The organism is Peribacillus sp. NPDC058075 (genome assembly GCF_042885195.1).
In the GTDB taxonomy this organism is placed as follows: Bacteria; Bacillota; Bacilli; order Bacillales; family DSM-1321; genus Peribacillus.
The window spans coordinates 2,788,260-2,809,219 of sequence record NZ_JBHVSL010000001.1 but is presented as its reverse complement, the minus strand read 5'-3'; the positions used below and the strand labels follow the sequence as shown (position 1 = coordinate 2,809,219).

18 protein-coding genes are annotated in these 20,960 nt (G+C 42.7%); all 18 read left to right on the top strand.

Features of this window, described 5'->3' with window-relative positions; all coding sequences use genetic code 11:
- Position 1: 1 nt before the first annotated feature.
- The 18 genes from ACFVS1_RS13885 to ftsZ all read left to right on the top strand — a co-directional run bounded on the left by ACFVS1_RS13885 (position 2) and on the right by ftsZ (position 20,527).
- Entirely contained in the window at positions 2-394 is a 393-nt protein-coding gene (locus tag ACFVS1_RS13885; protein WP_387548148.1) for a DUF3397 domain-containing protein, read from the top strand.
- A gap of 109 nt (positions 395-503) precedes the next feature.
- The gene (gene bshC, locus ACFVS1_RS13880) at positions 504-2,132 is read left to right on the top strand and encodes a bacillithiol biosynthesis cysteine-adding enzyme BshC (protein ID WP_387548145.1); all 1,629 of its coding nucleotides are present in this window, start codon (positions 504-506) and stop codon (positions 2,130-2,132) included.
- Positions 2,133-2,475: 343 nt separating this feature from the next.
- Positions 2,476-2,907: a division/cell wall cluster transcriptional repressor MraZ gene (gene mraZ, locus ACFVS1_RS13875; RefSeq protein ID WP_034313914.1), complete on the top strand. Its 432-nt coding sequence runs from the start codon at positions 2,476-2,478 to the stop codon at positions 2,905-2,907.
- A 52-nt stretch (positions 2,908-2,959) separates the two neighbouring features.
- Positions 2,960-3,892, top strand: coding sequence for a 16S rRNA (cytosine(1402)-N(4))-methyltransferase RsmH (gene rsmH / locus ACFVS1_RS13870; RefSeq protein WP_352921574.1), 933 nt, complete (start codon positions 2,960-2,962; stop codon positions 3,890-3,892).
- A gap of 31 nt (positions 3,893-3,923) precedes the next feature.
- Positions 3,924-4,280, top strand: coding sequence for a cell division protein FtsL (gene ftsL, locus ACFVS1_RS13865; RefSeq protein ID WP_101224576.1), 357 nt, complete (start codon positions 3,924-3,926; stop codon positions 4,278-4,280).
- 2 nt (positions 4,281-4,282) lie between these two features.
- Positions 4,283-6,439 carry a penicillin-binding protein gene (locus tag ACFVS1_RS13860; protein WP_387548140.1) on the top strand — a complete coding sequence of 719 codons (2,157 nt, stop codon included), beginning with the start codon at positions 4,283-4,285 and terminating at the stop codon, positions 6,437-6,439.
- Between the two features lie 113 nt (positions 6,440-6,552).
- Positions 6,553-8,475 (top strand): stage V sporulation protein D, encoded by a 1,923-nt coding sequence (locus ACFVS1_RS13855; RefSeq protein ID WP_241594366.1) that lies wholly within the window; start codon positions 6,553-6,555, stop codon positions 8,473-8,475.
- 158 nt (positions 8,476-8,633) lie between these two features.
- Complete coding sequence (locus tag ACFVS1_RS13850; protein ID WP_387548137.1) at positions 8,634-10,106, top strand: UDP-N-acetylmuramoyl-L-alanyl-D-glutamate--2,6-diaminopimelate ligase; 1,473 nt, start codon at positions 8,634-8,636, stop codon at positions 10,104-10,106.
- Positions 10,107-10,194: 88 nt separating this feature from the next.
- Positions 10,195-11,172, top strand: a complete 978-nt coding sequence (gene mraY, locus ACFVS1_RS13845) for a phospho-N-acetylmuramoyl-pentapeptide-transferase (RefSeq protein WP_352921568.1) — start codon at positions 10,195-10,197, stop codon at positions 11,170-11,172.
- Positions 11,173-12,525 (top strand): UDP-N-acetylmuramoyl-L-alanine--D-glutamate ligase, encoded by a 1,353-nt coding sequence (gene murD / locus ACFVS1_RS13840; protein WP_241594364.1) that lies wholly within the window; start codon positions 11,173-11,175, stop codon positions 12,523-12,525.
- Between the two features lie 160 nt (positions 12,526-12,685).
- The gene (spoVE, locus tag ACFVS1_RS13835) at positions 12,686-13,786 is read left to right on the top strand and encodes a stage V sporulation protein E (RefSeq protein WP_098371083.1); all 1,101 of its coding nucleotides are present in this window, start codon (positions 12,686-12,688) and stop codon (positions 13,784-13,786) included.
- A gap of 354 nt (positions 13,787-14,140) precedes the next feature.
- Positions 14,141-15,049 (top strand): UDP-N-acetylmuramate dehydrogenase, encoded by a 909-nt coding sequence (gene murB / locus ACFVS1_RS13830; protein WP_387548133.1) that lies wholly within the window; start codon positions 14,141-14,143, stop codon positions 15,047-15,049.
- Between the two features lie 130 nt (positions 15,050-15,179).
- Positions 15,180-15,962 (top strand): cell division protein FtsQ/DivIB, encoded by a 783-nt coding sequence (locus ACFVS1_RS13825; RefSeq protein ID WP_352921563.1) that lies wholly within the window; start codon positions 15,180-15,182, stop codon positions 15,960-15,962.
- Positions 15,949-16,641 (top strand): DUF881 domain-containing protein, encoded by a 693-nt coding sequence (locus ACFVS1_RS13820; RefSeq protein ID WP_387548129.1) that lies wholly within the window; start codon positions 15,949-15,951, stop codon positions 16,639-16,641. Before ACFVS1_RS13825 ends, ACFVS1_RS13820 begins: the two co-directional genes overlap by 14 nt.
- A gap of 42 nt (positions 16,642-16,683) precedes the next feature.
- A complete protein-coding gene (locus tag ACFVS1_RS13815) occupies positions 16,684-17,394 on the top strand; it encodes a DUF881 domain-containing protein (RefSeq protein ID WP_387548126.1) in 711 nt (236 codons plus the stop codon).
- A complete protein-coding gene (locus tag ACFVS1_RS13810) occupies positions 17,394-17,759 on the top strand; it encodes a small basic family protein (RefSeq protein WP_137018793.1) in 366 nt (121 codons plus the stop codon). Before ACFVS1_RS13815 ends, ACFVS1_RS13810 begins: the two co-directional genes overlap by 1 nt.
- 267 nt (positions 17,760-18,026) lie before the next feature.
- Positions 18,027-19,325 (top strand): cell division protein FtsA, encoded by a 1,299-nt coding sequence (gene ftsA / locus ACFVS1_RS13805; RefSeq protein ID WP_241594359.1) that lies wholly within the window; start codon positions 18,027-18,029, stop codon positions 19,323-19,325.
- A gap of 44 nt (positions 19,326-19,369) precedes the next feature.
- A complete protein-coding gene (ftsZ, locus tag ACFVS1_RS13800) occupies positions 19,370-20,527 on the top strand; it encodes a cell division protein FtsZ (RefSeq protein WP_098371076.1) in 1,158 nt (385 codons plus the stop codon).
- Positions 20,528-20,960 lie beyond the last annotated feature (433 nt).

The following is a 20,960-nucleotide window of genomic DNA, read 5'->3' as shown; positions in this document are numbered from 1 at the left end:
TGTGCCGTACGTAGTTTCAAACCTTGCCGCGATATTTATTACCTTGCCTTTCGCGGGATATATACTTTTTTTTATTAGTGCCAAACAATTTACTGGGAACCATAGGCGCTCCGTTCAATTTGCAATGGACATGAGTACGCTGCTGTTCGTATTATCCGTCCATTATTTGATCATTACGATTTGGGATAAGCAAATTCTTTGGTTGATCATACTCGTCATGATACTTAACGCATTCTTGGTGGTCCTTGTCCATTATAAGGTAAAAGAAGAAATCATTTTCCATAAGGTATTAAAGGGTTTTTGGAGAGTGAACTTCGCCTTCTTTTTCGTGGCTTACCTTCTATTATTTTCCATTGGTATAATTACAAGTATTACGAGGATATTGACTACATAACATAGAACATCGCATCAATTTTCTGCTGCTGGGCAACTTCTTTTGTTTTCTTAAACCGGAATGTTATACTCTAAAAAGAATTGTAGTTGCAGAGAAAGGGAGAACAGAAATGGAGATGAAAGATCTCGCGTTACCATCTTTAAATCGTTTTGCATCGGACTATTTACAAAACCGTCTTGAAACGGAGGAATATTTTCACTATGACTTAGCAAAGCCTGACATTTATCTCAATAGATATAGTGAATTGATGAACCGCTCTTTTTCACGTGATGAATTGTCGGATTACATACAACAATACATGTCTCGTTTTTCATTCAGTAAGGCAGTTAAGGGGAATATTGAAAGGTTGCGCAGGGATGATTCCGTGGTTGTGATTGGAGGACAGCAGGCTGGGTTATTATCAGGGCCGCTGTATACCATTCATAAAGTGATTTCAATCATTAAGCTTGCGGAAGAACAGGAAAAAGAATTGGGGCAGCCGGTCATTCCAGTTTTTTGGATAGCTGGAGAAGATCATGATTTAGCTGAAGTCAATCATGTTTATGTCATGAAAAACGGTAAACCCGATAAAAAAACCTATCCTTCTTATCAACCGTATAAAACAATGGTTTCTGACGTGGAACTGGAAACGGAAAAGGCAGAGAAGTGGCTTGAGGAAATCATTGAAACATATGGAGAAACGGCCTTTACGAATAAACTCCTGATTGATATGAAGGAAACCATTAAACAATCCGATACCTTCGTCGACTTCTTCGCCAGGCTTATTCATGAATGGTTCGAAGAATATGGCCTTTTACTAGTCGATGCGGGAGATCCGGAATTAAGGCGAATTGAGAAGGTTTACTTCGAATCGATGGTCAATGAAAGTGGACGGATTGCTGAAGTGGTAGAGGAACAGCAATCATTCATGCATGCGAAAGGGTATGCAAAAATGATTGAAATGGATAAACAAGCCGCTAATTTATTTTATTATGATCCAGAAAAAAAAGATCGATGTTTACTTGAACGTGTAGAAGGCGGTTTCAGCGGGAAAAACGGTGAGGTATCATTTACCGAGCTGGAACTCTTGCAGATAGCCAAAGACCATCCAGAACGATTAAGCAATAATGTCATTACACGCCCGCTAATGCAGGAAATGCTTTTCCCTGTATTGGCTTTCATTTCAGGGCCAGGGGAAATAGCTTATTGGGCGGAATTAAAAAAGGTATTTGAGTTGTTTTCCATGAAGATGCCGCCAATCATTCCTAGGTTAAACATTACGCTGGTAGAGCGCAGTATCCAAAGCGATCTTGAAGAAATGGAACTCAGTTTGGAAACTGTTCTGACTGAAGGAACCGCTAATGCTGTGAAAAGTTACCTTGATTCCGTGAAGGATGAGACGATTGACAATCTGTTTGGGACGCTGAAATCACAGCTTGAAGAGAACCATGAAAAGCTATTTGTCCACGCTGTCTCTTTAGATAGAGGACTTGAGCCGATGTTGAACAAAAACATTGAATTCATCCAAAAGCAATTGAATTTCATGTATGGCAAAATCGATGACCGTACAAAGGAACGGCATTCGGTCATATTGAAGAAATATGAACGGATAGCAAATTCACTGTACCCTCTTGAATCACCTCAGGAGCGGATTTGGAACGTGTTTTATTACTTGAATCAATATGGGCCGGAGTTTGTACGGGATATGATGAAGCTGGAATATCGGTTCAATAATCAGCATAAATTGATTTTCATTTAAATAACCATCCGTTTTGGGGAAAAGTGGCGGACTAATCGTTTTTTTATGAAGTTCCCACTTACCATTCCTGACGGAGGGATTAAAAAGTAAACAGAAGACAGGTGCTAAAGCCTGTCTTTTTTTCTGTTTCCCGGGCACTTATTCGGTAGTGCTTCGACAGTAATAGTGGGACTGTGTCTTAGTCTGAGTCCATTCGAGGGAAATGCAAGTTTCTTTGAATAATTTGGCTAAATAAACTTAAGAAGAAAAGAAGGGAATTTTTACTTGGAAGGAGAAAGTAAAAACAAGTGGAGAAAGGTGGGGGAATGTGGTACATTGAGATTAGAATGTGGGGGTAGTGGGTATGTTCATGGGAGAGTACCATCATAACATCGATATAAAGGGCCGTTTGATAGTCCCGGTGAAATTCAGGGAAAATCTCGGGGAGCAATTTGTTCTTACCCGCGGACTCGATCAATGTTTATTTGGTTATCCTATGGAAGAGTGGAAGCTGCTTGAAGAAAAGCTGAAAGCCCTGCCCTTAACAAAAAAAGATGCCCGAGCCTTTACCCGTTTTTTCTTTTCTGCAGCCACAGAATGCGAAATTGATAAACAAGGGCGAATTAATATCCCCACGCCGCTTACTTCATATGGCCAATTGGAAAAAGAATGTGTAATTCTTGGTGTTACCAATCGTATTGAGATTTGGAGCAAATCCCTTTGGGAAAACTATTTTTCAGCTTCGGAGGATTCTTTCGCTGAGATAGCAGAAAATATGATTGGCTTTGATATTTAAGGCTGCCCTCAGAAATAGAGTCACTCAATAACCGATTGGAAGGATGTCTAGCATGTTTCAACATACAACAGTGTTATTAAAAGAGACGGTTGATGGATTGAACATCAAACCTGATGGAATTTATGTGGATTGTACTTTAGGAGGAGCCGGTCACAGCGAATACTTGCTTTCACAGCTCTCTGACAAAGGCAGGCTTTATGCTTTTGATCAGGACGAAACGGCAATTCGGAATGCTAAGGAAAAATTGGAAAACTATGGCGAACGTATTGTTCTTGTTCCTAATAATTTTAAATACTTAAAAGAAGAGTTGAATGCCCGGGGAATCGAGAAAGTGGACGGGATCCTTTATGATTTAGGCGTGTCATCCCCACAATTGGATACACCTGAGCGTGGTTTCAGCTATAACCATGATGCACCTTTGGATATGAGGATGGACCAAAGTGCTGCCATTTCTGCCTATGATGTCGTGAATACTTGGTCATTCCATGACTTGCTGAGAATTTTCTTCCAATATGGAGAAGAAAAGTTTTCGAAACAAATTGCCAGGAAAATTGAAGCGGCACGAGAAATAAAGCCGATTGAAACGACGTTTGAGCTTGTGGAGTTAATAAAGGATGGGATACCGGCCCCGGCAAGACGTAAAGGCGGACACCCTGCGAAACGAGTGTTCCAAGCAATAAGAATCGCTGTGAATGACGAACTTGGTGTCTTTGAAGATTCCTTGGAGCAAGCTATATCGCTTTTGGATAAAGAGGGAAGAATATCTGTCATTACATTCCATTCGCTTGAAGATAGAATTTGTAAAACGGTATTTAAAAAGGCCAGCAGCATGCCGGACCTTCCGCCTGGACTTCCAGTTATCCCGGATGAATTCAAGCCAACCATGAAAATAATTACGAGAAAACCGATTTTACCTTCGGAAGAAGAATTGGAAGGGAATAATCGTTCCCGGTCGGCTAAGCTAAGAATTGCCGAGAAGCAATAATTATAGAAAAAAACAGTAAGGGGGAACATGAATGAGTTCCATAGCCAAAAAAATACAAGAACAGCAATATGAAGACCAACAGCAGCAACAGACACATCAAACGGTGGTCATCCGTAAAGCGAAGATATCCATTGGTGAAGTTTTCTTACTATGTGCCCTTGCTATCATGGTTACCTTCATGGGAGTGAAAATAGTCTCAAATCAAGCGGCCATCTATGAAACGAATAAAGAGATCCAGCTAGTGGAAACGTCGATTGAAGAACAGGGTAAAGTGAATGATGATTTGAAAGTGCAGGTTGCTGAACTTAGTACATACGAAAGAATTTGGAAAAAAGCTGCAGCGCTAGGGTTCAAGTTAAATGAGAATAATGTGAAGGGTGTGCAGTGATAATGCAGAAACAAAAAAATATGAAGCATGGGGCAGCCGGATTATTCTTTTTATTCGGCCTGCTCTTTTTTGTATTAGTCTGCCGCTTTTTGTATATTCAGGTGACAGGAACAGCGGGCGGGGAGGTACTGGCTTCGAAAATCGACAAGAAATATGAACAAAAACAGGTCATAGAAGCTAAAAGGGGAAGCATACTCGATACAAAGGGGGAAGTCATCGCCGAGGATACCTCCTCCTATATCTTAAGGGCTGTACTCAGTGAAAAGGAGCCCGAGCATGTCAAGGATCCGGAAATGACCGCTAGTAAGCTTGCAAAATATATCGACATGGATGAACAGGACATTTATGAGAGACTTACGAAAACAGGGGCATACCAGGTGGAATTTGGCAGTGCCGGCAAGGATTTGACTCAGGTCGTCAAGCAGAAAATAGAAAAATTGGAACTGCCGGGAATTACATTCGGAAGAACCAATAAACGTTTCTATCCTAATGGGATTTTCGCCTCCCACCTGATTGGCTATGTGGAAAAGGATGAAGAAACGGGAGAAATGGCTGGTAAGTTCGGCATTGAAAGGTACCTCAATAAAGAATTGCAGGAAACGGATGGGAAGCTGACATATGACAGTGATAGTTGGGGCTTCCTTTTACCAGATAAGGAGGAAAAGGTGGTTGCCCCGGATAATGGCAATGATGTCATGCTGACCATCGATAAGAAAATACAAACGTTCTTGGAAGATTCGATGAGCAAAGTGCAGGAAAAATACGATCCCGAACAAATCATAGCGATTGTCTCCAACCCAAAAACGGGGGAGATTGTGGCGATGGGGCAAAGGCCTACCTTCCATCCGACAACGAAAGTCGGGCTTACGGATACATGGCGTAACCTGGCTATTGAAGAAACCTTCGAACCGGGTTCAACCATGAAAACTTTCACCCTTGCCGCTGCTGTTGAAGAAGGGGTATTTAATCCGAATGAAAGCTTTGTGGCAGGAACCTACAAAGCCGGATCGGGTAAAATCGGAGATCATAGCGGAATCGAAAGAGGGAAGAGCATGACCTTTCTTGAAGGGGTTCAGCGTTCCTCCAACGTAGCTTTCGCAACACTTGCAATGGATAAGATAGGAGCGGATACTTTTCGTGAGTATTTGACTAAGTTCGGATTTGATAAAAAGACGGGAATTGACCTGCCGAACGAGATAACCGGTAAAATTCAATACAAGTATAAGCTTGAAAAAGTGACTACTGCCTTTGGACAGGGTTCGACCGTTACACCGATTCAACAAATCCAAGCTGCATCCGCAATAGCCAATGATGGAAAAATGATGCGGCCATACGTGATAAAAAGCATTTCCGACCAGGATACCGGAAAAAATTTGAAAACGACAAAGCCGAAAGTGACAGGGCAACCGATTTCGGAAGAAACTGCAAAACAGGTACGTGATTATTTGGAAACGGTAATTACCGCGAAAAAAGGAACTGGGAAAAAATATGCCATTGATGGATATGAAGTAGCGGGAAAAACCGGTACCGCACAAATTCCAGGTCCGACAGGTAGATATTTAGAAGGGAAAAATAACTATGTATTCTCCTTTTTAGGCATGGCGCCAAAAGATGATCCGCAGTTGGTCATGTATGTGGCAGTCAAGCAGCCGAAGTTAGGTGCATCTTATGTTGGGGCTGATCCATTGTCAGAGATATTTAATCCTGTCATGCAAAATAGCCTGCAATATTTAAACATCAAACCTTCTGATATTAAAAAACAAAAAGCAAATAAAATCATAGACTATTCGAATCAAACCGAGAGTTCAGCTGTCAAAGAACTGAAGGAACTTGGCTATGATGTAAGTACGATCGGAAGTGGGCGTAAAGTGCTCGATCAATCCCCAAAAGCCGGGAGTATACTCTTACAGGGTGAAAAGATAATCCTCAGGACAGAAGGCGAAATGAAAGTTCCAGACATGAAGGGATGGTCTCTGCGCGATGTTATGAAATTGGCTAAGGTCGCAAAACTGGATCTGAAAACCGAAGGTGCAGGATACGTGAGTAAACAGAGTCTTGTGGCCGGGAAAAAAGTAAAGGAAGGGGAGACCATCAATATTGAATTATCCCAGCCTGAAGGGGCTGGTGTAGATATACCGACTAAAGAGAGTACAGAGTGAAGATAAAGAGGGGATCCTAAATGGATTCCCTCTTTATTTCTTTCAAAGTTTCTAGTCTAGCGTCAAGTAGACAAGCATATATTGAAGCATGTATGAAATGGAGGTGCCTGTTTTTGCGTGTTTCGAATGTTACTGTCCGAAAACGGCTGGCAATCGCATTGGCAATCGGTATCGTTGTTTTTTTTATCATTGATATCCGATTGGGAATTGTACAGTTTTATCTTGGGGATAAGTTGACGGGGCTGGCTAAAGATTCCTGGAGCAGGAATATTCCTTTTGAAGCCAAACGAGGAGAAATCCTCGATCGGAATGGTGTCGAGCTGGCAACGAATATATCTGCGCCAACGGTCTATGTGATCCCAAGGCAGATTGAGAATCCAGGGGAGACGGCGGAACAGCTTGCTTCAATATTGGATATGTCAAAGGAAAAAGCTTATCAATGGTTAACGAAACAGGCGATGAGCGTCAGGATTCCCGAAGGCAGAAAGATATCTCATGAAAAGGCGAAGGAAATTAAAGCATTAGGGATAAAGGGTGTTTACATCGCTGAAGATTCAAAGCGGCATTACCCATTTGGTGAATACCTTTCGCATGTTCTTGGCTTTACAGGCTCCGATAATCAAGGGCTGATGGGTATTGAGTTGTCTTATGATAAGGAACTAAGCGGGGAAAAAGGATTCGTTAAATTTTACTCAGATGCAAAAGGGAAAAGGCTCGAGAATATGGCCGATGACTATAAGCCCCCTGTTGATGGTGATAACTTGAAGCTGACCATCGATAGCAAAATCCAGACAATTGTGGAGAGGGAGCTCGATAATGCGGAGGCGACATATGATCCCGATGGTATAATTGCCATTGCAATGGACCCGAACACTGGCGAAATATTGGCAATGTCCAGCAGGCCAACCTTCGACCCGGCCAATTTTCAAAATGTACCCTCAGAAGTGTATAATCGTAATTTACCAGTTTGGAGTATATATGAACCAGGTTCGACTTTTAAGATCATCACGCTTGCTGCGGCGCTTGAGGAAGGGAAGGTCGACTTACAAAAGGAACATTTTTATGATTCCGGACATGTCGAGGTGTCAGGGTCTACGCTGCATTGCTGGAAAAGCGGGGGACATGGGGACCAAACCTTTCTTGAAGTAGTCGAGAACTCATGTAACCCTGGTTTTGTAGAATTAGGGAACCGGCTTGGTAAAGACAAGCTGTTTAAATATATAAATGATTTCGGGTTTGGGCAAAAGACGGGAATTGATTTAACCGGAGAAGGAAAAGGAATCATGTTCAACATGGATCAAGTGGGTCCGGTTGAGCAGGCAACGACTGCGTTTGGTCAAGGTGTAGCCGTAACGCCCATTCAGCAGGTGACAGCGGTTTCGGCAGCCGTGAATGGCGGGACTTTGTATACACCTTATATCGCGAAGGAACTCGTGAATCCAAAAAATGGGGAAGTGCTGATGCGAAAGACCCCTCAAGCGAAGAAAAAGGTGATTTCAGAAGCAACCTCGAAGAAAGTCCGTGAAGCACTTGAATCGGTTGTCGCCCAAGGGAGCGGTAAAGGAGCATTCGTGGAGTCGTACCGAGTGGGCGGGAAAACGGGTACAGCCCAAAAAGCTGAAAATGGCAGATACCTTGACAATAATTATATTCTCTCTTTCATTGGTGTCGCTCCAGCGGATGATCCGCAAATCGTCGTTTATATAGCCGTGGATAATCCGAAAGGAACGGTGCAATTCGGCGGGGTCGTTGCCGCACCGATCGTTGGGAATATCATGGAGGATTCACTTAGGGCCATGGGCGTCAAGCCAAGGAAAAACCAGATTGAGAAGGAAACGGTTTGGACGGATCCGGTCATGGTCGAGGTACCTGATGTTGTGGGTCTCAGCAAAAAAGAGTTGCAAACCCAGCTCATCGACCTTAAGTTGGATATTGCCGGAAATGGGGATAAAGTCATAAATCAAGCCCCGGATCCAGGAGTTAAAGTAAAACAAGGCTCTACAATAAGAATTTATCTTGGCGAAAATACAGAATAAGTATAATATAATATATGAATAGTTAAAGCGGCTGAAGAATCATCAGCCGCTTTGTTTACGGAGTCGGGATAACCCCGTATAATTGAAATTGGTTTCTCGACAAGCCGAGGCTAATCACATATAATGAATCCTCAAATTAAGTTGAGAGGGATGGAAAAATGAAGCTTCACAAATTACTATCTTATTTACACTCCTTATTTCCGTATGAAGGAGAAAATCCTGAAATCACCTCCATTGAAAATGATAACCGTAAAGTCATAGACGGAAGTTTATTTGTTTGTATAAAAGGTTATACAGTCGATGGTCATGATTTTGCCCAACTTGCTGTAGAACATGGAGCTGCAGCAGTCATTGCCGAAAGGCCGCTTGACCTCGATGTTCCCGTGATCGTAGTCAGGGATTCGAGCAGGGCGATGGCGGTGCTTGCCGATGCATTTTATGGCCATCCAACTCAAAAGATGCGCTTGATCGGAATTACAGGTACGAATGGAAAGACGACGACCAGTCACTTATTGGAAAAGATTTTCGAGGATCGACAAGAAAAAACAGGCTTGATTGGCACGATGTATACAAAAATTGCCGATACGGTATATGAAACCAAGAATACGACGCCAGATAGCGTTACGCTGCAGAAGGCTTTTCATGAAATGGCCGAAGCATCTGTTACCACGGCTATTATGGAAGTTTCATCTCATGCACTTGAGCTTGGACGCGTCCATGGCTGCGATTATGATATTGCCGTCTTTACGAATCTTACACAGGATCATTTGGATTTTCATAAAACCATGGACAGATACAAGCAAGCAAAATCCTTGTTTTTCTCACAACTCGGCAATGCTTACATAGAAAATCGTCCTAAATATGCTGTGCTTAATGCGGATGATGAGGCGACAGCTGATTTCATTAAAGCGACTGCTGCGACAGTGGTTACTTACGGCATAGACAAAGATGCGGATATCAGGGCCACGGATATACAAATTGATGCAAATGGCACATCTTTCACCTTGACAGCAGGTAAAGAAGAGCGATACATTCAGCTGAAGCTGATTGGTAAATTCAGTGTTTATAATGTACTCTCTGCCATTTCTGCCGCTCTGTGCGCCGGTAACGATCTGGATGAGACAATTAAATCCATCGAGGAAATAAAAGGTGTTGCAGGCCGTTTTGAGCTCATTACAGCGAATCAGGACTTCCCGGTCATTGTTGATTACGCCCATACTCCGGACAGCTTAGAAAATGTTCTCAAGACTGTTGGTGAGTTTGCTAGAAAGAAAATCTTTGTGATAGTGGGCTGCGGCGGGGACCGAGACAAGACAAAGCGTCCCATCATGGCTGAAATTGCTTGCAGCTTGGCGACTGACCCGATCTTCACTTCGGATAATCCGCGCAGTGAGGATGCTGCCCAGATCCTCCGGGATATGGAAGCTGGTGTAGCAGGCAAAGAATATACGGTTATCGAAGACCGCAGGCAGGCGATAGCTTATGCTGTTTCCAAGGCGGAAGAGGGCGACGTTATATTAATAGCTGGAAAAGGTCATGAAACCTATCAATTGGTCGGTGACGAAGTGCTTCACTTCGATGACCGTGAAGAAGCGGAAAAGGCAATTCAAAATCGTTTGGGTTCAGTTTGAACCGACGCTAAATTGCCCTGGAGCAAATAAGAAAAGACATCAAGCAGAATTTTATATTTGAATTGTGTTAGGAATGAGGGAGTAAGGAATGTTGGAACAAGTGATTTTTTATACGATTTTGGTGGCGTTTTTAGTAACCGTTCTTCTTTCGCCGATTTTCATCCCGTTTTTAAGAAGATTGAAATTCGGGCAAAGTATCAGGGAAGAAGGCCCACAATCGCATCTGAAGAAAACGGGAACACCCACCATGGGCGGTTTGGTCATATTATTATCTGTTACCATCGCTACACTGATCATGACTTTGAAATTCTCGGCACCTTCAACCGAAACGTATTTATTACTATTCGTTACCTTAGGTTTTGGTTTATTAGGTTTCCTGGATGATTTCATTAAAGTGGTCATGAAGCGAAACCTGGGACTGACCTCCAAGCAAAAACTGCTTGGACAAATTGTGATTTCGGTCATCTTTTACTTCGTCTTTAAGCAAACAGACCGTTTTAATCCTGAATTGACGATTCCAGGCACTGACTTTACTTTTGATTTTGGCTGGTTTTATCTGTTTATCGTTATTTTCTGGCTTGTAGGTTTTTCGAATGCCGTCAATTTGACGGATGGGCTTGATGGACTTGTCTCAGGAACATCAGCCATTGCCTTTGGTGCTTTTGCCATTTTGGCCTGGAGTCAGTCACAATATGATGTCGCTATTTTTTCGGTGGCGGTTGTCGGTGCAGTACTTGGGTTTTTGGTATTCAATGCACATCCAGCAAAGGTTTTCATGGGGGATACGGGTTCCTTGGCCCTTGGAGGAGCGATCGCAACCATCGCTTTGTTAACGAAGCTTGAAATCCTCCTGGTAATCATTGGCGGAGTCTTCGTAATAGAGACGCTCTCGGTCATCCTGCAGGTAGGATCTTTTAAAACGACTGGTAAACGTATTTTTAAAATGAGTCCGCTTCACCACCATTATGAGCTTTCCGGTTGGTCGGAATGGCGTGTCGTCGTGACTTTCTGGACAGTGGGGCTGCTGTGTGCGGTACTCGGAATCTATTTAGAGGTGTGGATATAATTGAAAGAGACTGCGAAGTATTCAGAGAAAAAGATATTAGTATTGGGTTTGGCAAAAAGCGGAGTGATGGCAGCTTCGCTTCTACATAAATTAGGTGCATTCGTGACAGTTAATGACATGAAGCCTTTATCGGAAAACCCTGAGGCTCAGGGACTTCTTGAACAGGGAATCAAAGTCATCTGCGGCAGTCATCCGATTGAGCTCCTTGATGAAGGTTTCGAGCTGATCGTGAAAAACCCGGGAATCCCCTATCGGAACCCTATTATCAAAGGGGCATTGGAAAAAGGGATTCCGGTTATAACGGAAGTTGAACTGGCCTATCAAATAAGCGAGGCACCTTTCATAGGAATCACTGGTACAAATGGGAAAACGACAACGACAACATTGATATACGAAATGTTGAAGACCGGTGAAAAATCCCCGCTGATTGCCGGTAATATTGGGACAGTAGCTTCTGGTGTTGCCCAAAAAGCAAAACCCGATGACTCGATCGTCATTGAATTGTCGTCATTTCAGTTAATGGGAATAGACGAATTTCGTCCTGAAATCTCAATCGTGACAAATTTGTATGATGCACATTTGGATTACCACAGCTCCAAACAGGAATATGTCGAAGCAAAAGCTGCCATTACGAAAAATCAAATAGCCTCAGATTTCATGATTTATAATGCAGATCAAGATCTTGTTTTATCCATGGCGAAAAAGACCAAGGCTGAACTTGTCCCTTTTTCAGCTGAAGTGAAACATGAAAATGGAGCCTATGTGGAAAATGGTGCTGCCTGTTTCCGAGGGGAAAAAATCATTGAAGTTTCAGAGATAGCCCTACCTGGTAAGCATAATTTGGAAAATGTGCTTGCGGCCATCTCCGCGGCAAAACTGAAGGGTGTAGCTAACGAAGCCATTCAGACTGTACTGAAAACATTTTATGGTGTCGAGCACCGTCTGCAGTTTGTCGCAACGATCGATAACCGTAAATTTTATAATGATTCGAAAGCGACGAACATTCTTGCTGCTTCCAAAGCATTAACATCCTTTACCGAACCCGTCGTCTTATTGGCAGGCGGTTTGGATCGCGGAAATGAATTCGATGAGTTGAAACCGGCGATGAAAAATGTCAAAGCCGTGATAACTTTTGGTGAAACGGCAGAAAAAATTGAACGGGTAGCCAAAGAAATAGGAATAGCGAATATAAAACGTGTCGATAATGTAGAAAAGGCCGTACCGGCTGCATTTGAATTATCAAATGAAGGCGACTGCATTCTTCTCTCCCCGGCTTGTGCAAGCTGGGATCAATATAAAACTTTTGAGCAAAGAGGAGACATGTTTATGGAGGCCGTGCATAAACTTAAGTAAGAGCTTTCGCAAAAGAGAAGTGAACCTGCTTCTACGTTGACACCTTGAAAAAAAGCGATAATGAGCCGTTATCGCTTTTTTTTTGACTAAAGTGCTGACAAGCAATCAGCATTGATGTTTATATTCGCAGGCTCGAAAAACTTCCTAGAGGTGGATGTCCGTGCCATTAAAAAAATCGAATCCTGATCTCATTCTCATTATCGTCACCTTAAGTCTTTTGACTGTTGGATTAATCATGGTTTACAGCGCGAGTGCCATATGGGCAACATATAAATTTGATGATTCGTTTTATTTTGCTAAAAGACAGTTGCTGTTTGCCTGCGTTGGTGTCATTGCCATGTTTTTCATCATGAATGTGGATTACTGGACGTGGCGGACATGGGCCAAGATCCTTATCATCATTTGTTTCATTATGTTACTGGCTGTGCTTGTACCAGGTATAGGGATGGCGAGAAATGGTTCGAGGAGCTGGATTGGTGTAGGTGCCTTTTCGGTCCAACCCTCTGAGTTCATGAAGCTGGCAATGATCGCTTTCTTAGCTAAGTTTTTATCAGAACGGCAAAAGCTGATCACCTCCTTTAAAAAAGGGATGCTTCCATCCTTGGGTTTAGTGTTTTTGGCATTTGGATTGATCATGTTACAGCCGGACCTTGGAACGGGAACGGTAATGGTTGGAACGTGCATCGTCATGATTTTTATTTCCGGGGCAAAGATCAGTCATTTTGTCGGCTTGGGGCTAATCGGGGTAGCAGGTTTTATCGGTTTGATTTTGTCGGCGCCTTACCGGATAAAAAGGATCACGTCTTTTCTGGATCCTTGGGAAGACCCTTTGGGCAGCGGGTTTCAAATGATTCAATCGTTTTATGCAATCGGGCCCGGTGGATTGTTCGGCCTGGGACTCGGGCAAAGTCGCCAAAAGTTTTTCTATTTACCAGAACCGCAGACTGATTTCATTTTTGCCATCCTTTCAGAGGAACTTGGCTTCATCGGGGGCTCTCTCGTCATTTTATTATTTGCGCTCATGCTTTGGCGGGGAATTCGGATCGCACTAGGTGCCCCTGATTTATATGGGAGCCTTGTAGCGGTGGGAATCATCGCGATGGTCGCCATTCAAGTGATGATCAATATAGGGGTGGTAACGGGACTGATGCCGGTTACGGGGATCACCTTGCCCCTCTTAAGTTATGGCGGTTCATCACTGACGCTCATGTTGATGGCGATAGGGGTCCTCCTGAATATTAGCCGTTATTCAAGGTTCTGAAATAAGTAAAATATATCGTTTGGCATAAGGGAGGTCCTGTAAAACGCAGGGCATCCCTTTTCTATGTTAAAAACCCTTACAGGAAAACGATTTTGGAGGATGCCTTGCAGAAATTTAGAAATAAATGAAATGTCGCTTAAATATTACCATGTATGAATGTTGGGGAATCCACAATAAATATTGGCAATACGGCTTTGTTTAGACTATAGTATAAGAGGGTTAGGCCGTACTGGGGCTTGCTTCTGTTCATTTTTCTGCTAAAATGCGTTATTAATCTTGTAATATAAGGGACCTCATGGAAGAGGAAATGAAAATTTATAACTTGGAATTTTTGGAACAACAAGGAGGTTTATCATGGATAATGTGATAAAGCAATTAACTGAAATGAAAATTGGCAAAGTTCTTGAACAGGAACCGCTTGCGAATCATACAACTATGAAAATTGGGGGGCCGGCTGATTTATTCATCGTGCCGTCATCCATTGAAAATATAGAAAAAACGATGCAGGTCATTAAAGATCATGGGCTGCCATGGAGGGTGATCGGCAGGGGCTCGAACCTACTTGTCAGTGACGGCGGAATTGAAGGTGCCGTTCTTAAATTGGGTAAAGGACTTGATCATCTCGAGATAAATGGGACGGAGATAAAAGCAGGAGCTGGGGTATCACTTGTCAGCCTATCCGTGCAAATCAGTAAAAAAGGGTATGCAGGATTGGAATTTGCCAGTGGGATTCCTGGTTCCGTGGGCGGAGCTGTCTATATGAACGCTGGTGCACACGGTTCCGATATGAGTGAAATTCTCAAGGAGGCACATGTTCTTTTCGAAGATGGAACTTTAGCTTGGCTTTCGAAGGAAGAAATGGAGTTTTCTTATCGAACTTCTCTGCTTCAGAAGAAAAAACCGGGTATCGTACTGGAAGTAATTTTTCAATTGACAGAGGGCGATAAAACCGAAATCGTAGAAAGAATGCAGAATAACAAGAATTACCGTAAAGATACCCAGCCGTATAATCTTCCATGTGCCGGGAGCATATTTAGGAATCCACTTCCACATCATGCGGGTAAATTGGTTGAGAATGCAGGCCTGAAGGGACATTCTATTGGCGGAGCACAGATTTCACCGATGCACGGGAACTTTATCGTCAACACAGGTAATGGAAGTGCAGCGGATGTTCAAGCCTTGATACAGCATGTAAAGGATACTGTGTACGATAAATTTGAAATTGAAATGGAAACAGAAGTGGAAATTATCGGCAGAAAATAATGGATTCATTATATCCAAATATTGTGATATAATGTGTTACCTTTTAAAGTTTGTAAAAAACCAAATATTGAGTTTGTCTTGATTTCACACTTTCAAGAACCATCCATTTTTTCAGGAAGAGGTGAAGGGGATGGAAAAGGGGAAAATCGTTTCCATTGAGGACCGCATCCCGAAATTAAAACAATTAAGAAAAAGCAAAGCAAACAGGCGGCTTGTTCTTTTGCTTTCCCTTTTCTTCATTCTGGTTGCTTGTGTGCTATATTTCCTATCCCCGTTGAGCTATGTGAAATCCGTGCAGGTAGAGGGGAATCGTTATATTACTTCCAAACAGATCATTAAATTGAGTAAGGTGAAGAAGGATCGAAGCATCTGGAAGGTTGATACAGGGGCAGCAGCAGCCAATATCAAAAAAAATCAAGAAATAAAAAGCGTTAAGGTGACTCCGGTATTTCCCAATTCCATTAAAATTACGGTTTCGGAAAATAACAGGATGGCATATCTGTCCAATAACGGGAAGTTTGCACCCATTTTGGAAAACGGGTCCGTTTTAGAGGAGCTAGCAACAGGCGAAATTCCAGTATTTGCCCCTGTTTTAATTGGTTTCAAAGAGGGTAAAGCTTTAAAGTTGCTTTTAGAAGAACTGGACAAGCTTCCTGTCGAGATTCAGAATGCCATTTCAGAAATTCATTACGCTCCAACCAAAACCGATGAATACCATATCGTCATGTTTATGAACGATGGGTTTGAAGTAAGTGCGACAAGCCGTACTTTATACGAGAAAATGATTCACTACCCATCGATAGTCAGCCAGTTGGATCCAGAGGTAAAGGGAGTCATCGATCTGGAAGTGGGTTCTTATTTTAAAGCATATGAAGACGCTGAACAAAAGGAAGACACCAATGAGGAAAATTAATGGCAAACGGGTGGTTTTACCCCTGGTTTGCGTGGTTCTCGGATTCATGATTGCCTTTTCTTACAATCTGACCAAAGATGGTGAAGGTGCAGGGAAGGACAAAGCCTGGGACCAGGAATTTGAGCTCAGGCAGCAGCTGATCGAACAAGAGAAACAAAGCCGGGAACTTCAGAAGGAACTCCTTCAGAAGCAGGAAAATGTGTCCCAAATAGAAAAGGACCTAGCGCAGGAAAAACAGCTTTTTTTCAATTTGGCAAGAGATACGGAAAAATACCGGATGTTTCTCGGAAAAGTGAAGGTGAAAGGCTCAGGCCTTCAGGTGACGCTTGAAGATGGTACAGATATGGAGTCGGAAGCCAATGTAAATAACTACCTCGTTCATGAACAGCATGTCTTCAAGGTCGTCAATGAACTATACATATCAGGTGCAGAGGCTGTTGCGATTAACGGTCAAAGGTTAAAACATGATTCATACATAATCTGTAATGGGCCTGTAATTACAATAGATGGCCATCAGCATCCTGCTCCCTTCATCATTTCTGCGATTGGGGATCCGGATGTCCTGGCTGCTTCACTAGACCTGCCCGGTGGCATCAAGGAACAGCTGGTTAATGAGAATATTATCTTTACAGTGGAAAAGCAAAAGACAATCATTTTTGATCCAATTATTGGAGGGTGATCAGACCGCCGGGTTCGATGAAAGATTGGTGAGAAACTGGAAATGAATAAAAAGCTTTCTTTTAGTTTGGTTACGTTGATTGCTGGCTTCATGCTCGCTATTCAATTCAATTTGGTGAATCAGCCTGTCGTATCCGATACAAGGGATATGTGGGAGCTGAAAAATGATTTATTGAAAGAACAACAGACCCAGGCGAAGTTATTAGAGGGTATCAGTAAGCTTGAGGGGAAAATAGCATCCTATGAAACAAAGAAAAATGAGAGTAAAGAAGAAGTATTGCGTGACACCCTGACCGAATTAAAGACTGACGCAGGTTTGACTGAAATAAAAGGTAATGGGGTCATCGTTTCCATACAGCCTATCAAAGCGGATATCATTCTTGGTGAGAAGGTCGAGTATATTTCACCTGTATTGATCATTCGGCTCATAAATGAAATGTATAGGTATGGCGCTGACGAAATTTCCATTTCAGGACAAAGGTATATATCAACATCGGTTATTCGTGATATTAATGGGCAGCCGAAAATGGACGGATATCCTCTTGTTCATTACCCGGTCGAACTGCAGGCAATAACCGTCAATCCAAAGAAACTGAAGCAGCGCATAGAAGGTTCCGAACTTATGGATGATTTCTTTATTGATAATTTTGAAGTGCGGATTAAGGTGCCTTCCGGTGAGTTGACATTGCCGGCCTACCAAAATGCTATTGATGTAGAACACATGGAACCCATTATGGATGGGGGGGAATCGTAATGTGGCTTCCGGTTTTCGGGCTATTGATTGGAATCACGCTTGGTTTTTTGGTGGATTTTGATATTCCCCACGAATATTCAAATTATCTCTCCATTGCCGTGCTTGCTGCTTTTGATACCTTATTTGGAGGCATACGGGCTCATCTGCAAAACCTTTATGATGAAGTAGTATTTGTAACAGGATTCTTCTTTAATATAGTTTTAGCCGCAGGTTTGGCTTTTCTAGGTGTACATCTTGGTGTAGACTTATATTTAGCCGCAATCTTTGTTTTCGGCGTAAGGCTGTTTCAAAATATAGCCCTGATTAGAAGGATCCTGATTGAAAAATGGTCTATTTCCCGGAAAAAGCAGAAAAAAAATCGATAATTTTAAAGGGAATTAAGTCTTAATTGACGAATAGTTTATGGCAGTATGTAGTTTATTAAGGATATCAGTCCCGTTAAAGAAGCGAACGATAAGCACCATAAAGAGAGAAATCTACGAGTTTTGTTCGGGAAATACAAATTGAACCGTTTATTATGAAAAAATTCGCGAGTTGTTGCAATCAGTTCTGTTATTCTATAATGTATAAGTCTTCGATATAAAAATGCTATTCTACTAATACATGTATAAAACTGAAGGAGGTGCCATGGAATGAACAGCAACGAAATATACGTAAGTCTTGACATCGGTACATCCAGTGTAAAAGTTATCATTGGGGAAATGGTCAATGACACATTAAATATAATCGGCGTGGGAAATGTTAAATCAGAGGGGCTCAAAAAGGGTTCGATCGTCGGCATAGATGAAACCGTCCAATCCATTCAAAAGGCTATAGAGCAAGCAGAACGGATGATAGGGATGGAGATAAAAAAGGTAATCGTCGGCATAAGCGGAAATCATGTGACGCTTCAGCCGTGTCATGGGGTAGTAGCGGTATCCAGTGACAATAAAGAGATTACCGAGCATGACGTTTTCCGTGTCAGGGAAGCAGCGGAGTTAATAACGATACCATCCGACAGGGAAATCATCGACGTGGTGCCGATCCATTACAAAGTTGATGAACTTGACGAAATCAGTGATCCAAGGGGCATGATAGGTGTCCGGTTGGAAATGAGAGGGATATTAATCACAGGTCTTCGGACAATTTTACATAATACGCTGCGCTGTGTGGAACGGGCAGGGTTAGAAATAACCGATATCGCCCTTCAGCCCTTGGCCGCAGGTTCCCTTGTATTATCCAAGGATGAAAAAGAACTTGGTGTGGCACTTGTCGATATTGGCGGAGGTTCCACGACTCTGGCAATTTTCGAACAAGGCTTTCTACAATATACGTCTGTGATACCTATAGGCGGGGAGACACTTACGAAGGATCTTTCCATCGTTCTAAGGACAACGATGGAAGAAGCTGAGAAAATAAAAGTGAAGCATGGACATGCCTTTTATGATGACGCGTCCGAAGATGAAGTATTCCAAATACCGATCATCGGCAGCGATCAGCAGCAAACCTGCAACCAGTTAATGCTTTCGGATATCATTGAAGCGCGGGTGACCGAAATATTCGAGTTGATTCAAGATGATTTGAGGAGACTTGGCTTCCAGGATATACCGGGTGGTTTCGTGTTAACCGGGGGCGTCGTCAAGATGCCGGGAGTCCTGGAGCTTGCTCAATATGTGTTCCAAAACCGCGTAAGGACAGCTGAACCGAATTACATCGGTGTCAGGGAACCACAATACACGACAGCTGTTGGTTTGATTAAACACGCATGCAAGAAAGAGAGAATGCAAAAAAACACCGCTAATAAAACTCCTGTAGCAGCTGGACAAGCACAAGAAGATAACGACCAGCGCAGCCAGAAGGTTTCTCAGAAAAACAAAGAGAACACGGCTAAAAAACAAGGTGAAAAAGGTGAATCTAAATTCAAAAAAATCCTAGGTTACTTTTTTGAATAACAATCATTAAGAATCGGGAATTTCGTCAAAATAGGAGGATTGTCATGTTGGAGTTTGATTCTAATCTAGAACAATTAGCAACGATAAAAGTAATAGGTGTTGGCGGCGGCGGAAACAATGCGGTAAACAGAATGATCGAGCATGGTGTACAGGGTGTTGAGTTTATTTCGGTCAATACGGATGCACAGGCTCTTAATCTATCAAAAGCAGAAATCAAAATGCAGATCGGTGGAAAGCTTACACGCGGTTTGGGTGCAGGTGCCAATCCCGAGGTAGGAAAAAAAGCTGCAGAAGAAAGCAAAGAGCAGATCGAAGAAGCGCTTAAAGGTGCCGATATGGTTTTCGTAACGGCTGGAATGGGCGGCGGTACGGGAACGGGGGCTGCTCCTGTCATAGCTGGCATTGCTAAAGATCTAGGAGCACTTACAGTGGGTGTAGTTACGCGTCCATTTACCTTCGAAGGCCGAAAACGTGCAACACAGGCACAAGGCGGCATCTCATCCATGAAGGAATCGGTTGACACACTGATCGTCATTCCGAACGACCGCCTCCTTGAAATCGTCGATAAAAGCACGCCAATGCTTGAAGCATTCCGTGAAGCCGATAATGTGCTTCGTCAAGGTGTACAAGGGATTTCAGATCTAATTGCTGTTCCAGGACTGATTAACTTGGACTTTGCCGATGTGAAGACCATCATGTCCAACAAAGGTTCCGCACTTATGGGAATCGGGATCTCCTCAGGAGAAAACCGTGCGGCGGAAGCGGCGAAAAAAGCCATTTCCAGTCCGTTGCTTGAAACATCGATTGATGGTGCACAAGGCGTACTGATGAATATTACCGGTGGTACGAACTTAAGTCTTTTTGAAGTCCAGGAAGCGGCCGATATCGTGGCTACTGCATCCGATCAAGACGTAAACATGATTTTTGGTTCGGTTATCAATGAAAACTTAAAAGATGAAATCGTCGTTACGGTAATTGCAACAGGCTTTAACGAGGTTGAAGCCTCAATACGGCCTACTGGACGTCCAACACTCGGACAACAGCAGCAATCAAGACCTCAGACACAACAAACGCCGCAGCCAAACGTGAAGCGGGAAGTGAAGAGGGAAGAAGTCAATGAACAGCCTGCACGTAATGCCAATCAAGGTGATGAGGCCTTGGATATTCCAACATTCCTCCGTAACCGTAATAGACGCCGTTAATATCGACGTCACATGCCGTCCCCATTTGGGGACGGTTTTTGTCGTTAATAAATGGATTCCTTAAAAGCAGTAGTCTCCAATCATAATGGGGCATTCTTCAGCTTTATCACTCTGACCGAAGAGCAGAATGTAATCTGCATAATCGTATCTTTGTTCTTGCCTGCATGTCCCTCAGCGGTATCTGACGGATCGCCTTGGCAGAAGGAATTCAATAAGATGAGTGCGATAAATTAGTAAACTTATATAACATAAATCGACAGAAGTAAAAGGGAGCAGGATAGTCTCTAAGACAGTATGGAAAATATCAATAGCTGTTTTTCTACAAAAAGGGTAAAAATGACTGAAAAACTCTTAAGTTTTCAGTACAAAAAGTGACACACTTTCTAAGGGCAGGTACGCTATACTTTTTGCTAGTGGAAGGTTAGTTCATAAA